This is a genomic window from Arthrobacter sp. DMZ02-1R (genome assembly GCF_057747935.1).
Window position 1 is genome coordinate 4,641,183 of sequence record NZ_CM173230.1, and the last position, 13,010, is coordinate 4,654,192.

Here is a 13,010-nt window from a genome sequence, read left to right on the forward strand (position 1 = left end):
CAAAGCTGACATTGCAAATGTAAAGCTTGATTGACATTGAGTCAAGAGTTTTTGACCATCAGCCCGAGGCCCCATTGTCGAAGAATCCCAAAGGAGCGGCCATTCCTCGACCACACGCCACCAGGGTCTGAGAACCGAGACAGCGATGCGTCGTGAGTCCCATCACAGGCCGTTCCGAAATGGTCTGCTGGTTAACAGTCCCCCTCCCAATGACGAGAAGGTATTCGCATGCAGCAAGCACCAATAGCGGGCAGGACAACAGCCGCCAACGCCGTCGAAGGCGCGGTAACCACCGTTCTCAGCCGCGGCCTCAACGTCCGCCACATCCGCTTCATGGCCCTCGGTTCGGCCATCGGAACAGGCCTCTTCTACGGCTCCGCGTCTGCCATCCAAAAGGCGGGCCCGGCGGTTCTCTTCGCATACATCATCGGTGGCGCGGCCGTCTTCATGGTGATGCGCGCGCTCGGCGAAATGGCTGTCCGCCACCCCGTTTCCGGCTCATTCGGCCAGTACGCCAGCCGTTACCTCGGACCGCTGGCAGGGTTCATCACCGGATGGACCTACGTTTTCGAAATGGCCATCGTGGCGATCGCGGACGTGACAGCATTCAGTATCTACATGGGCTTCTGGTTCCCGCAGGTGGACCGCTGGATCTGGGTCCTGGCGATCATCCTGCTCCTCGGGGCCATGAACCTCCTGAGCGTCAAGGTTTTCGGAGAACTCGAGTTTTGGTTCTCGCTCATCAAAGTAGTGGCGATCATCGCCATGATTGCGGGCGGTGCGGCGATCATCGTGTTCGGCTTCCACACGGGCGACGGCGGTGCGGCACCGGGGCTGGGGAACCTCGTTGACCATGGCGGCCTGTTCCCGAACGGCTTCGAGGGACTCCTGGCCTCGTTCGCCGTCGTCATGTTTGCCTTTGGCGGGATCGAAACGATCGGCATCACCGCAGGCGAGGCCGCGGATCCCAAGAAGGTCATCCCGCAGGCCGTGAACACGGTGCCCGTGCGCGTGCTGCTGTTCTACGTCCTGACTCTCGGAGTGCTCATGAGCCTCTTCCCCTGGAATGAAATCGGCAACAACGGCAGCCCGTTTGTGCAGATCTTCAGCGGCCTCGGCATTCCTGCAGCGCCTCACATCCTCAATGCCGTGGTGATCACCGCCGCCCTGTCCGCGATCAACAGCGATATCTTCGGCGCAGGACGCATCCTCTTCGGTCTCTCCCAGCAGGGTCACGCACCCAGGAGCTTCGGCAAGATCTCCCGTCACGGGGTTCCCTGGATGACCGTTGTCCTGATGGGCGGGATCCTGCTGGTGGGCGTGGTGCTCAACGCGGTGATCCCTGAGAGCGTGTTCGTCATCATCGCCTCCATCGCCACTTTCGCGACCGTCTGGGTGTGGGCTTTGATCCTCGCCTCGCACGTGGCCATGAAGCGGGAGATCAAGCGCATGGGACTGCCGCCGTCGGAATTCGCGTCGCCGTGGTGGCCCACCGCTTCCGTGTTGACCATTGCGTTCATGGCCATGGTGATCGTCATCCTTGGCGTCTTCGAGGACACCCGCGTGGCGTTGTACGTGGGTGCGGTATGGCTCGGGCTGCTGGTGTTGGCCTACAAGCTGTGGGTCCGCGGCGGCGGCCGCGTTCGGGCCGACCTCGTTGACGAGACAGGCTCCATGCCGGTGGTCACCCAGCGCTCCTCCTAGCCCTACCGCTTTCGCCGAATGTGCAGATCACGGCAGTGTTTTCGAAAAACACTGCCGTGATCTGCCGTCTCGCGGCAATCACGAATGAAGGCCTATCATCAGGCATGGTTCCGTTCACCAATCTGCTGGGCGTTTGCCCTGGCCTCGCTGGTCCTCATCGCAGTCCCTGGTCCCAGCGTGCTTTTCGTGATTGGACGCTCCCTTGCCCTCGGCCGCAAAGGCGGGCTCCTGAGCGTCCTCGGAAACGCGTTGGGCATGGTTCCGCAGATCACGGCGGTGGCGTTGGGGCTCGGAGCGGTGCTGGCGCAGTCGATTCTGCTGTTCAGTATCGTCAAGTTCGCGGGCGCGGCCTATCTGATCTACCTCGGCGTGCAGGCAATCCGCCACCGCGGCGGGCGTTCGACGGCGGCCGGCCCGGCGCCGTCGCGGTCGATGTGGCGGCTGATCCGCGAGGGTTTCATCGTGGGCGCGAGCAACCCGAAGTCGATCGTGTTCTTCGTGGCGGTGCTACCCCAGTTCGTGGAATACGCCAGCGGCGGCATTTCGCTCCAACTCGCCGAACTGGGGGCTGTCTTCCTGGTGATCGCACTGGTCTCCGACAGTATGTGGGCCCTTGCCGCGGGTACCGCTCGCCATTGGTTTGCGCGCTCCCCTCGCCGGATTTCGACCCTGGGTGCGACGGGCGGGGTCATGATGATCGGGCTCGGCGGAACCCTGGCGCTCACGGGCACCAAGTCCTAGCGTCCACGCCCACGGAAACCCCAGCGACAATCGCCGAATCAGCCGGCCGGGAGCCAATCTACTACGTGCGCGTCTGCGTCATAGACCCTGCATACGCGCTGTCCGTCCTGGGCAGGACCATCAGCCAGCTTGATGGTGGTCTTCATCAGAACGTCGTAGGCCGGCAGGCCGGATGCCCCCGTTGACCGCACCGGTGTCCCGGAGAAGGCGATGGAGACGACGATGAATGGCCGGGGCACCACCGTTCCGGTAACTGTTCCGGAACGGGCGGCGTCGCTTTGCAGCCGGGAAGTGCAAGTGTCCTCGATACGTTGTATCCCCGCTCCGTCGAGGCCCTGCGCCCCGGGAGCCGGTGCCGCGGGAGCCGGCACCGGTGCCGCTGGTGCTTCCGGCTTGGAGCTGGCAGTCGGGGCGGGGGCTGGCGCCTGACTTGAAGGCGCAGCGCTAGGGGACGCATTCGCGGCGGGCGTTGAGGCGGCGGCACTCGGTGTCGCGGATGGCGCGTTGTTGGCAGCCGAAGCAGAGGGAGTCGCACTGGCGGTGACCGGCGTCGTGCCGCCCTGAATTGAGCGTGATCCTGTCTGCGTGACATTGAGGGTAATCGCTCCCGCCAATCCGACCGCGACCACCCCCGCAACTACGATTCCTGCTTTTGCCGCTCGTTTCATTGTTCCCCGCTCCCGCTCCGAGCGTAGGGGCCGTTCGCCCGGCCTGGCTTGCGTAGCGCGTACCCGTCTTTTGCCTGGACTACTCGGGTGACCACTTGCTTGAATTGGGCTTCCTGTCCGAGTAGTTGACTAAGTGGCGTGAGTGGCCCGTGTGGCATAACGGGTGAAAGTCACTCATGTGCCTTGTGTGGTAGTCGCCTACCCTAGGCACATCGCAACTGCAAGGAAGTGGTTCTGATGTTTGATCCCACATCGAGGTACATCGTTCAGATGCGGGTGGGGCGTTGCTTCGCGCTGGCCTCACGGCTACGCCGGGTATTTTCCCGGGCAGCCAAGCAGGCCAAAGCGACGGCTTCCAGTTGAGGAGGCCGTGGTGAACATGTCCGCCGGCATTCCAGCAAACCGATTCATGACAATCGCCGAGGTTGCCGAGGCCCTGCGGGTGTCCAGAATGACCGTCTACCGCCTAGTGAACTCGCACGCTATCCACGCGGTGCGATTCGGGCGGTCATACCGCGTTCCGGAATCGGCGGTGGAGTCCTACATTGAACACTCTGCAGTGGACGAGGCCGAGCAGCACCAGGAAGGTGCCGGCGGTTAGGTAGTTGAACTCCAACGTGACCGCGGCCTGTCAGAGCGTTGGCCCTGTCAGAGCGTTGGCCCCGTGAGAATGTTCGTTCCGACGGAGTCGCGTTCCACCGGCGGGCACTCAATCTTGACCACGGTGCTGCCGGCAGGTTCATCGACGCCGAGGAGCAGTCGGACGCCAGCAGCGCCTAGTTCATAGTGCGGCAGCGCGACAGTGGAGAGCGGTGGCCGCATGTGGGCGGCGATGACTTCCTGGTTGTCGAACCCGACAACGGCCATGTCATCGGGAATGGACAGCCCCTGTTGCTTCAGCCCGTCGTAGAGGCCCATGGCCATACGGTCGTTGTAGCAGAAGACTGCCGTGACGTCCCGTTTGAGGAGCTCTTCGACGGCTTCGTATCCGCCTTCCTGGTCAGGATACGCGTCGAACACGAGGTGCGGGTCAAATGCGATCCCTGCAGATTCGAGCGCTTCCCGGTAGCCCTGGAGGCGTCCATCCTTGGCCGGGGCTGGAATCGTTGCGTTGATAAAGGCGATTCGTCGGTGCCCCTTGCGCAAGAGAATGTCGGTTGCTTCCCGTCCACCATGGACTTCATCCGGGACCACAGCGAGGGCGTCGGAGTCCGGAGAGAAGCAGTTGACCAGCACGAAGTCCGTCTCGTGCAACGCCGTGGGGATCTCGGCCGGGCGATGGAACCAGGTGGAATACAGGATGCCGCGAACCTTGTGCTCGAGCATCATCGAGATAGCGTCCTTTTCCGCGGGCTCGTTGCCCTCGGTGTTGGCGACCAAGAGGACGAATCCGTGTTTCCAAGCTTCGTCCTGGGCACCGTGGATGATCTGCCCTGCGAAGGGGGTCGTCGCGATCGCGTCAGCGACGAGGCCAATGAACCGTGAACTGCCACTCACCAGGTTCTTGGCGAGGGCATTCGGGCGATAGCCCAGTTCGCGGATGGTGTCCAGCACGCGCTTGCGGGTCCCTGCCCCGATCCTGGCGTCTTTCTTGTTGTTGACCACCAGGGAAACCGTGGCAACGGAAACTCCAGCCCCTTCCGCTACCTCCCGCATGGTGACCGGATGACTCGTCCTAGGAGTCATCGGTGGATGCAAGGGGTTAACCTCGGGTTCTGTCAAGCTTTCTTCAGACGTCATTGGCCCTCCCCTCACAGTCTATCCAGTGGCCGCTTCCTCATCCCTTCGTGGCCCCGCTCTCGAGGCCTTGGATCATCGCCTTGTTGAGGACGAGGAACACCAGCAGCAAAGGAGTGATGGTGATGCAGACAGCGGCGAACGTTGCAGTCCAATCGACCTTGCCCATTGCTCCGATGTAGTTCTGCAGCCCCAGCGGGATGGTCTTGAGTCCTTCGGAGAGAACGAACGTGTTCGCGAAGATGAAGTCGTTCCAGATGAAGATGCTGTTTACCAGCACCACCGTCACTACGGTGTTGGTTGACAGCGGCAGGGTGATCAGTCCGAAGATGCGGTACGGGCCCGCGCCGTCCAGCGAGGCTGCCTCATAGGTTTCCCTGGGAATGTATTCAAAGAATGACGAGAAAAGGTAGATCGACATGGGAAGGGCGAACCCGGCCAAGGGGATGATCATCGACTGGTAGGTGTCCAGCAGGTTCACGGACGAGTAGTCGATGAACAGCGGTACAAGTGCGATCTGCACCGGCACGATGATGCCGATCAGGAAGAGGCCCCGGACGAATTTGCTGAACCGGAATCCAAGGACCTGCAGCGCATACGCGGCCATCATCCCCAGCAGGACGATCAAGAGGTTGGCACCCATCGTGACGATGAAACTGTTCAGGATGTTCTGACCGAGGTTGCCGGTCTGGAAAGCGCGGGCGTAGTTGTCGAAGCTGATGGAGCTAGGCAGCGCAAAGGGATCACCGGTGGCGAAGTCGTGCTCGTTCCGCAGGCTCGTGAGGAACAGCCAGGCGAGGGGGTAGACCTGCACCACCACGATGAGGACGATCAGCGTCCTCGACAAGCTTCGGAAGACGTTTGGCTTGCGCCGTCGACGTAGCGGAGCCGGGCTGCTTGGTGGGGCAGGGATCGGCCTGGTAACCGGGGCTGTTTGCGCGGTCATGCGTCGGCCTTTCGTTTGAGCATGAGCAAGATGAGTCCGACGGCGACGAGGCATTCGATGACGATGAACACGGAGATGGTGCTGGCGTAGCCGAAGTCGGTGCTGGTGAACGCGGTTTTGTACATGTAGGTCGTCAGGAGTTCCGAGGACTGGCCGGGGCCGCCGTTCGTCATGAGGTAGGGGATGTCGAATCCCCGGAGGCCATAGGTTGTGGCCATGATGGTCGTGGTAATCCACACGGGCCGGATGTAAGGGAACCGGATTTTGGTGAACATTTGCCACTGGTTGGCGCCGTCGAGGCGCGCAGCTTCTTCAAGTTCCTGCGGGACGGCCAGCAGCGCGGCGTAAATGATGAGCATGTAGAGTCCCGTGAACCGCCAGCCTTCAGGTGCTGAAACTGCCGCGAGGACGGTATTGACGTCGGAAAGCCAGGGCCGTTCCAGGCCGCCGAGACCGATCCAGCCGAGGACTTGGTTGAGCAGGCCCACCGGATCAATCGAGTAGATGCGCGCAAAGAGGAAGGCGATGGCTACCGTCGAGATCACGGCCGGCAGCAGGTAGAGGGTTTTGATGATTCCGGCACCGCGGCGCAGCGAGGTGAGGAGACTGGCGACAAACAATGCACCGCCCAACTGCAAGACCAAGCAGATGGCGAGGTAGCCGAGGGCATTGATGAAGGAGTGCCAGAAGACACTGTCGCCCGTGAGCATGCGCACGTAGTTCGCGAAGCCCACGAACTCCATGTCACTGATGCCGTTCCAGGAGAAGAAGCTGAGGAACAACGATTGCAGTATCGGGAACAGCACCGCGACGCCGTAGAGAAGCAGCGGCGGGAGCAGGAAGACCAGGACGGAGAGTCGTGATCGGTTGGGAAGCATGGGAGTGCCTTTCGGGTGGGGGGCCTGAGCCCCCCACCGCTGCGTGTTATTTGAAGAACTTAGGAGCGTTCTGTGCGATGGTGCTATCCATCGTGCTGGTGAACTCGGCAGGCTTGACATTGCCCTGGGCCAAAAGCACGAGCTCTTGCTGCAGCCTGCTGTTGGTAGTCGGGTCAAGCTGCGTGTCCCACGGCATCGCGAGCTTCGATCCGAGATCCTTCGCCTGGTCAATTGCCTTCTTGTACAGTGGCGTGGCGTTGGCTGGAATCGTCGTCTGAACGTTCGTCGTCGGCGAGAGGGCACCCGTGGCCGCGTACTCTGAAGGGTACTTGGCGAGGGCGAACTTCAGGAAGTCGCTCACCAGCGGGTCAAAGGTCTTTGAGTTGACCGCCATGCCGATCCCTGAAGTTGCCACGTACTCGTTGGCGGCCGTGGCGGAACTTGGCGTGGCCGGAAGCGTGAAGTAGTCGACGTCGTTACGCACCGCCGGATTCAGCTTGTCGGTCGCGAGGCTGGACAGTTCCCAGGTGCCGATGTTGTACATGGCGGCCTTGCCGGAGGTGAACAGGTTCTGGGCGTCAGAGTAACCCTGCGACGAGAACCCGTCCTGGAAGCAACCGGCCCCTCCGAGCTGGCTTATCCAGTTGACTGTCTTCTGGCCGGCGGCGTCGCTGAACTTCGCGTCACCCTTCTTGAGCTTTTGCACGAAGTCGGGTCCGGCGTCGCGGAAGGGCTGGTAGGAGACGTAGCGCTCAAGCGGCCACTGGTCCTGGCCGTCAAGAGCGAGTGGCGTAATGCCGGCCTTGCGCAGGCCCGTGCACATTGCGGGAATGTCATCGAGTGACTTCGGCACTGATACTCCAGCCTGCTGGAAAAGGGCCTTGTTGTACCAAAAGTACTCGAGCTCGAACTGGAACGGGATCATGTAGAGGGATCCGTCGTCGAAGCGTTGGTAATTCAGTGCGTTCGTCCGGTAGGAGTCGTAGACGCCAAGGTCTTTCAGCAGCTTCTCGGCATCGACCATCGTGCCTTTCTTGGCGAGCTGCTGGGCGAAGGGGGTCGCGTCCGTGTCGAACAGCTCCGGAAGCTTGTTTGCCGCGGCGAGGGTCTCGTACTTCTGGATGTACGAGGGCCGGTCGGGGGTCGTGATCAGGTTGAGGGCAAAGCCGGGATGGGTCTGCGCGTACTCATCGGCGATCTTTTTCATGATGTTGATGACTGCACCGTCTGCCGGCCGGGACAGAAGCCACGAGATTTGCCGCGGCTTGATTTCGCCGGTGGGGCTGACGTTGGCTGCGGGATTGCCGCCGCCGCTGCCACATGCTGCGAGGGCGAGGGTGACGGCCGCTGCTACGGCGGCCGTTCGCAAGAGCTTCTTCATGGGGGACAATCTCCTTTGATTTTGAACGGAAGTTTGGCGCTGGGTATTTAGTTGTCTGTGCGCTTACGTATCTCAAGTTCAGTGACGGTGACAGTGCCTTCACCGGCGAAAACGCCGATCCGGCCGTCGGGTAGCTCGTAGATCCGGGCGCTCAAGGCGACCTGCCCGTCGACGACGGCGACGCAGAGGTCCCCGTCCACGACAAGTTCGAGGGTGTGTTCTCCCGGTGCGAGTTCGCAGGGGCGTTCCAACTCGATCTCGAAGGGGACATCCCCCGAGACGTGCCATTGCGCGTCGCCGTTGATTTCCCGGGGCCATCGGTCGAATACCATCCGGCTGCGTTTCGGTTCCAGGCGGATGATGTAGGACTCGTCCCCGTCCGCGCTTGAGCGGAGCAGCAGTCCGCACTCGGTTGTATCGGGTTCTATCTGCAGCACCGCCCGGGCGTAGAACTGCCGAGGGAGGACTTCATCGGACACGGTGACTGCGTACCCGTCGGGAGCATGTAGCGCCGTCGGAAGGGCGTTACCGAAGGCTACCGGGATTTCGTCCCAGAAGCTCTCGACAAGTTCGTCGGCGAAGGAAAACGCGAGGGTACCGTCGCCGTTCTGGCGCGCCTCGAGGACGGACATCGTGCCCGCCCACTGCCAGGCGCCGTCGTCGCGGTTGTCCTCTTTGCTGGCGATCCAGCCGAAGAAGAACCTGCGACCATCCCGCTCGGCCGTCTTCGAGGCGTAAAAGGCGCGGCCGTCAACGCTGTCCCGTGCAGGCACGATCCATGGCCCATCGGGACTTTTCGCCATGCGGTAGCGGGTGGTGAAGGACTCTGAGAATTCCGAGTAGACGAGGTACCACCAGTCGCCCCAAGCGAAAATCTCCGGGCATTCGTGCGTGATGTACCGGCGCGGATCCCAAAACGGCTCAGTGTGCTCCCAGTCCATCAGGTCCGGGGAGACACACTGGGCGATCACTCCGCGGCGGCGCTCCGGACCCTCCGTGTGCCGTGCAGCCAGCAGCATCCGCCACAAACCGCTGGCCTCGTCCTTGAAGACGAAAGGATCGCGCCAGTCGCCGGATTCGTAGCCGGCCACGGGGCCGAAGGTCAGTTCCGGATGCTTCACCCACGTCAGCATTCCGTCCGTGCTGGTGGCGTGCATGACGAGTTGCAACGGAGCTCCGTCAGAGCCGAGGTGCCGGGGATTCTGTCCCGTATAGAACAGGTGGTGAATTCCGGACTCGTCGCACACAACGCTGCCCGTGTACGCATTGAAGTCCGCATCCCCCTCCCCGCCATGGTGCAGCGATACCCCATGGTCCTCGAACTGCGTGAGGTCCTTGGTGGTCACAAGATTCCAAGACGTCCCCGGCTTCGGTTCGGTCCGTACCTCGTGAAGATAGAAGAGCCAGAACTCCCCGTCCTTCTGGAAAGGGATCAAGTCCCCGACCCATCCATCGGCGGGCTGGAAGAAGACTGAGCAAGTCATCGGCGTTGATGTCCATTTCTGCTAAAGCGTTTGATCATGGCAAGCGTAACCGAGGTCACAATATTGATCAAGCGTTTTAGCAGATTGTTTTAGCGCATGCTTAGACGCGGCTGGATCGACCGAGCGTTGCGGCGGCATAAGCGCACGACGGCGGTTAGATGGAAGGCGGTTAGGACGGCGCGCAGACAGCGCGGTTCCGCCCGAGGGACTTGGCTTGGTAGAGGGCTTTGTCGGCGGCCGCAATCATGTGGACCACCTCGGCGTCGACGAAGGTGCTTGGCGCGATGCCGTAGCTCACAGTGGGGAAAGTGATTCCGTCCGGCGTTTTTGCCGATCGGCGAGGATCAAAGTGGAGATCGATCCCGCCGAGTGCAGCCTTTTGATTTCCTGGGTGGCCAACTCCATGAAGGCTATGCGGTTAAGAAGCCCCGTCAGGCCGTCGCGGGTGGCACGTTCGTTGAGGCCGTTAATAAGCTGCTCGTTGCTCAACGCCGTCATGCTGAAGGACACGGTGACCAGCAGCACCATGGTGACCAGGCTGGTGGTTGCTGAGCTGAGATAGGTGGCGAAGTCCGGCCCGTCGGGCCCTTCCACGACGTAGGCGATCCCGCGGCCGAAAAAGAATGCGGCCAGGACTCCCGCGGCCGGCGCTAGGGACCGGCGGGTGTGTGAAACGGTGGGCTTCAATCGCCAAAGTTCAACTGTTGCCAAGGCCATGCCCATGGACATCATGGCCAAATACACCAGGCCGCCTGACCATTCGTTAGTGGCCGGATTCTCCAGCGTCGCGGCCACAGCGGTGGCGACCGGTCCGGCGAGGAGTTGCCACCGCGGCGTCGGAAGCAGCCTCAAAGAACGCGAGCCCGCCCACACACTGAATGCTCCGGCAACCAGCAAGGCATTTCCGAGGGGACACGCCCAAATTTGCTGGGAGGTCCCGGTGAGCAGGTACGCCATGTTTCCGTTGATCAAGAAGACGAGGGCAAGGCACCACCAGCCGCTGTATGCGGAGCGGGTCCGGCGGAATGATCCGAAAAACAGCAGGCACAAAGTGAGCGCGACAACGCCCAGAGCTACCTTGAGACTGACCGGATCGAGACCCATATTTAGTTCCCCTCGTACGCGACACCAGCCTACGACATCCGGGGGTGGTTCGGCCCGGCAACCGCGCGTAACAAGGTTGCCGGGCCGAACGGACCGAACGGGCGAGCGGGTTCGCGTCAGCGGGCGTTAGCGGGCGGACCATCCCCCGTCCATCGTGTAACTGGCCCCGGTGACCATGGCGGCGTCGTCGGACGCTATCCATGCGGCCAGCGACGCGACTTCCTCCGGCTCCACCAGGCGCTTCACCGCGGACTCTGTCAGCATGACCTTGGCCAGGACCTCGGATTCTGGGATCCCGTGCAGCAAGGCCTGGTCCGCGATCTGCCTTTCGACCAGTGGCGTGCGCACGTACCCCGGATTGATGCAGTTGGACGTGACCCCGTGCTGGCCGCCTTCGAGGGCTGTCACTTTGCTGAGCCCCTCGAGCCCGTGCTTGGCCGAGACGTAGGCGCTCTTGAATTCGGACGCCCGGAGCCCGTGGACCGAGGAAATGTTGATGATCCGGCCGAATCCGTTGGCGTACATGTGCGGCAATGCGGCCCGGATGAGCAGGAACGGCGCTTCAAGCATGAGGGTCAGGATCCGGCGGAAGTCTGCCGGCTCGAACTCCTCAATGGGAGCGATTTTCTGGATGCCGGCGTTGTTGACCAGGATGTCGCAATCCAGGCTGAGTCCGGCCAGCGCCTCCGTGTCGAGCAAGTCGACAGCCCAGGCGGTGCCGCCGAGCCTATCGGCGAGCGCTGCGGCCCCGGGGGCGTCGACGTCGGCCACCACAACTTTCGCGCCCCGCGCGGCGAGGGCCGTGGCGCATGCTGCCCCGATTCCGCCCGCCCCGCCGGTGACCAGGGCCTTGCGGCCTTCCAGGGTCATGCGCGGGCACCTGTTGACAGGCCGTGGCGAACGGCGTCGGCGTTGTCAACGTCCTCGAGCGCCACCCCGCGGGTCTCCTTGAGCGTCAAGACGACGACGGCGGTGATGGCGCAAGCGATCACCAGGTAGATGGCGGTGGGCATCCAGGATCCGGTGTCCTTGAGCCACTGGGTCGCCAGCAGCGGGGCCAGCGAACCGGCGAAGATCGAGGTGACCTGCGAGCCAAGCGAGACGCCCGAGTAGCGCATCCGGGTGGGGAAGAGCTCGGTCATGATGGCTGGCTGCCCTGCGTACATGAAGGCGTGCAGGCACAGGCCGATGGTCACGGCCGCAACGATCACCACGGGGTTCTTGGTGTCGAACATGGGGAAGGCGAAGAACGGCCACGTGGCACCGGTTATGGCGCCGATCAGGTAGACGGGCTTGCGTCCCCAACTGTCCGCCAGCCTGCCGATTTGCGGTATGACAATGAAGTGGATGACGTGGGCAATCAGCAAGGCGAGCAGCAGGGACGAGGTGTCGTATTTGTGCACGCTCTTGAGGTAGACGATCGAGAAGCTCACCACGAGGTAGTACATGATGTTCTCGGCGAACCGCAGTCCCATGGCCTGCAGGATGCCCTTGGGGTACTTGCGGATGACTTCGCCGACGCCATAGCTGACAGCCTGCTCCTTCTCCACCAGGGCCTTCGCCTCAAGGAAGATCGGCGCCTCGGTCACGTGGGTGCGGATGTAGTAGCCAACGAAGACGATCACGGCGGAGAGCCAGAAGGCCACGCGCCAGCCCCAGCCAAGGAAGGCCGCGTTGCTGAGCGTGGTGGACATGATGAACAGAACCAGCGTGGCGAGGAGGTTGCCGACTGGAACGGCGGCCTGCGGCCAGCTTGACCAGAAGCCACGCGACTTGCTGGGGCTGTGTTCTGCCACCAGCAGCACCGCGCCGCCCCATTCTCCACCCAGCGCGAAGCCTTGGATGAAGCGGAGTGCCACGAGCATGGCCGGCGCCCAGTAACCGAGGTCGGCGAAGCCGGGGAGGCAACCCATGAGGAAGGTGGAGACACCAACAATCACGATGGTGAGCTGCAGCGTGGGTTTACGGCCGAGCCTGTCGCCGATCTGGCCGAAGACGATGCCGCCCAGGGGCCGGGCCACGAAGCCCACTGCGTACGTCAGGAATGCCTGGATGATGCCGTCAAGCTCGTTGCCGGTGGGCGGGAAGAAGTACTTGCCGAAAACCAGGGTGGCGGCGGTGGCGTAGAGGAAGAATTCGTACCATTCCACAACGGTGCCCACCATCGAGGCGGCGACGATCTTCTTAAGTCCTGAGCCTTTGCCTGCTGGGCTGTTGCCAGTTGCGCCTGTTGCCTTGCCTGTGGGCCGACCAGCGCCTGCTGCGGAGCGTTGTCCTACGCTCATGTCCATCTCCTTAGTGTCCACGCTGACATGTGCTGTGATCCACAACACGAAATGCTCCAATGAGTATTGCCGCACATCATCG

The 13,010-nt window shown here is 62.3% G+C and carries 13 protein-coding genes; 3 read left to right on the forward strand and 10 right to left on the reverse strand.

The features are described from left to right. Positions 1-228 precede the first annotated feature (228 nt). On the forward strand, positions 229-1,704 hold the full coding sequence (locus AC3ANQ_RS22035) for an amino acid permease (protein ID WP_488303008.1): 1,476 nt from the start codon (positions 229-231) through the stop codon (positions 1,702-1,704). A gap of 84 nt (positions 1,705-1,788) precedes the next feature. Beyond that, complete coding sequence (locus AC3ANQ_RS22040; RefSeq protein WP_488303009.1) at positions 1,789-2,445, forward strand: LysE family translocator; 657 nt, start codon at positions 1,789-1,791, stop codon at positions 2,443-2,445. Between the two features lie 38 nt (positions 2,446-2,483). Here AC3ANQ_RS22040 and AC3ANQ_RS22045 read toward each other — a convergent pair whose 3' ends face one another. Further along, positions 2,484-3,113, reverse strand: coding sequence for a hypothetical protein (locus AC3ANQ_RS22045; protein WP_488303010.1), 630 nt, complete (start codon positions 3,111-3,113; stop codon positions 2,484-2,486). Between the two features lie 379 nt (positions 3,114-3,492). On the opposite strand from AC3ANQ_RS22045, the gene AC3ANQ_RS22050 reads away from it, so the two are divergent. After that, positions 3,493-3,714: a helix-turn-helix domain-containing protein gene (locus tag AC3ANQ_RS22050; protein ID WP_268025722.1), complete on the forward strand. Its 222-nt coding sequence runs from the start codon at positions 3,493-3,495 to the stop codon at positions 3,712-3,714. Between the two features lie 47 nt (positions 3,715-3,761). Here AC3ANQ_RS22050 and AC3ANQ_RS22055 read toward each other — a convergent pair whose 3' ends face one another. The 9 genes from AC3ANQ_RS22055 to AC3ANQ_RS22095 all read right to left on the reverse strand — a co-directional run bounded on the left by AC3ANQ_RS22055 (position 3,762) and on the right by AC3ANQ_RS22095 (position 12,928). After that, positions 3,762-4,799: a LacI family DNA-binding transcriptional regulator gene (locus AC3ANQ_RS22055; RefSeq protein ID WP_488303011.1), complete on the reverse strand. Its 1,038-nt coding sequence runs from the start codon at positions 4,797-4,799 to the stop codon at positions 3,762-3,764. Positions 4,800-4,890: 91 nt separating this feature from the next. Continuing rightward, positions 4,891-5,796 (reverse strand): carbohydrate ABC transporter permease, encoded by a 906-nt coding sequence (locus AC3ANQ_RS22060; RefSeq protein ID WP_488303012.1) that lies wholly within the window; start codon positions 5,794-5,796, stop codon positions 4,891-4,893. Further along, positions 5,793-6,674 carry a carbohydrate ABC transporter permease gene (locus AC3ANQ_RS22065; protein WP_488303013.1) on the reverse strand — a complete coding sequence of 294 codons (882 nt, stop codon included), beginning with the start codon at positions 6,672-6,674 and terminating at the stop codon, positions 5,793-5,795. Before AC3ANQ_RS22065 ends, AC3ANQ_RS22060 begins: the two co-directional genes overlap by 4 nt. Before the next feature lie 46 nt (positions 6,675-6,720). Continuing rightward, on the reverse strand, positions 6,721-8,055 hold the full coding sequence (locus AC3ANQ_RS22070) for an ABC transporter substrate-binding protein (RefSeq protein ID WP_488303014.1): 1,335 nt from the start codon (positions 8,053-8,055) through the stop codon (positions 6,721-6,723). A 47-nt stretch (positions 8,056-8,102) separates the two neighbouring features. Beyond that, on the reverse strand, positions 8,103-9,539 hold the full coding sequence (locus AC3ANQ_RS22075) for a GH32 C-terminal domain-containing protein (protein ID WP_488303015.1): 1,437 nt from the start codon (positions 9,537-9,539) through the stop codon (positions 8,103-8,105). Between the two features lie 169 nt (positions 9,540-9,708). Next, complete coding sequence (locus AC3ANQ_RS22080) at positions 9,709-9,837, reverse strand: hypothetical protein (protein ID WP_488303016.1); 129 nt, start codon at positions 9,835-9,837, stop codon at positions 9,709-9,711. Beyond that, complete coding sequence (locus AC3ANQ_RS22085; protein ID WP_488303017.1) at positions 9,834-10,643, reverse strand: GGDEF domain-containing protein; 810 nt, start codon at positions 10,641-10,643, stop codon at positions 9,834-9,836. Before AC3ANQ_RS22085 ends, AC3ANQ_RS22080 begins: the two co-directional genes overlap by 4 nt. 126 nt (positions 10,644-10,769) lie before the next feature. After that, a complete protein-coding gene (locus AC3ANQ_RS22090) occupies positions 10,770-11,513 on the reverse strand; it encodes a 3-hydroxybutyrate dehydrogenase (protein WP_488303018.1) in 744 nt (247 codons plus the stop codon). Continuing rightward, on the reverse strand, positions 11,510-12,928 hold the full coding sequence (locus tag AC3ANQ_RS22095) for an MFS transporter (protein WP_488303019.1): 1,419 nt from the start codon (positions 12,926-12,928) through the stop codon (positions 11,510-11,512). Before AC3ANQ_RS22095 ends, AC3ANQ_RS22090 begins: the two co-directional genes overlap by 4 nt. Positions 12,929-13,010: the final 82 nt, after the last annotated feature.

Coding starts and splice junctions, on each gene's coding strand:
- AC3ANQ_RS22035 (WP_488303008.1), top strand. CDS start 229: ATGCAGCAAGCACCAATAGCGGGCAGGACAACAGCCGCCAACGCCGTC.
- AC3ANQ_RS22040 (WP_488303009.1), top strand. CDS start 1,789: ATGAAGGCCTATCATCAGGCATGGTTCCGTTCACCAATCTGCTGGGCG.
- AC3ANQ_RS22045 (WP_488303010.1), bottom strand. CDS start 3,113: ATGAAACGAGCGGCAAAAGCAGGAATCGTAGTTGCGGGGGTGGTCGCG.
- AC3ANQ_RS22050 (WP_268025722.1), top strand. CDS start 3,493: ATGTCCGCCGGCATTCCAGCAAACCGATTCATGACAATCGCCGAGGTT.
- AC3ANQ_RS22055 (WP_488303011.1), bottom strand. CDS start 4,799: ATGACTCCTAGGACGAGTCATCCGGTCACCATGCGGGAGGTAGCGGAA.
- AC3ANQ_RS22060 (WP_488303012.1), bottom strand. CDS start 5,796: ATGACCGCGCAAACAGCCCCGGTTACCAGGCCGATCCCTGCCCCACCA.
- AC3ANQ_RS22065 (WP_488303013.1), bottom strand. CDS start 6,674: ATGCTTCCCAACCGATCACGACTCTCCGTCCTGGTCTTCCTGCTCCCG.
- AC3ANQ_RS22070 (WP_488303014.1), bottom strand. CDS start 8,055: ATGAAGAAGCTCTTGCGAACGGCCGCCGTAGCAGCGGCCGTCACCCTC.
- AC3ANQ_RS22075 (WP_488303015.1), bottom strand. CDS start 9,539: ATGACTTGCTCAGTCTTCTTCCAGCCCGCCGATGGATGGGTCGGGGAC.
- AC3ANQ_RS22085 (WP_488303017.1), bottom strand. CDS start 10,643: ATGGGTCTCGATCCGGTCAGTCTCAAGGTAGCTCTGGGCGTTGTCGCG.
- AC3ANQ_RS22090 (WP_488303018.1), bottom strand. CDS start 11,513: ATGACCCTGGAAGGCCGCAAGGCCCTGGTCACCGGCGGGGCGGGCGGA.
- AC3ANQ_RS22095 (WP_488303019.1), bottom strand. CDS start 12,928: ATGAGCGTAGGACAACGCTCCGCAGCAGGCGCTGGTCGGCCCACAGGC.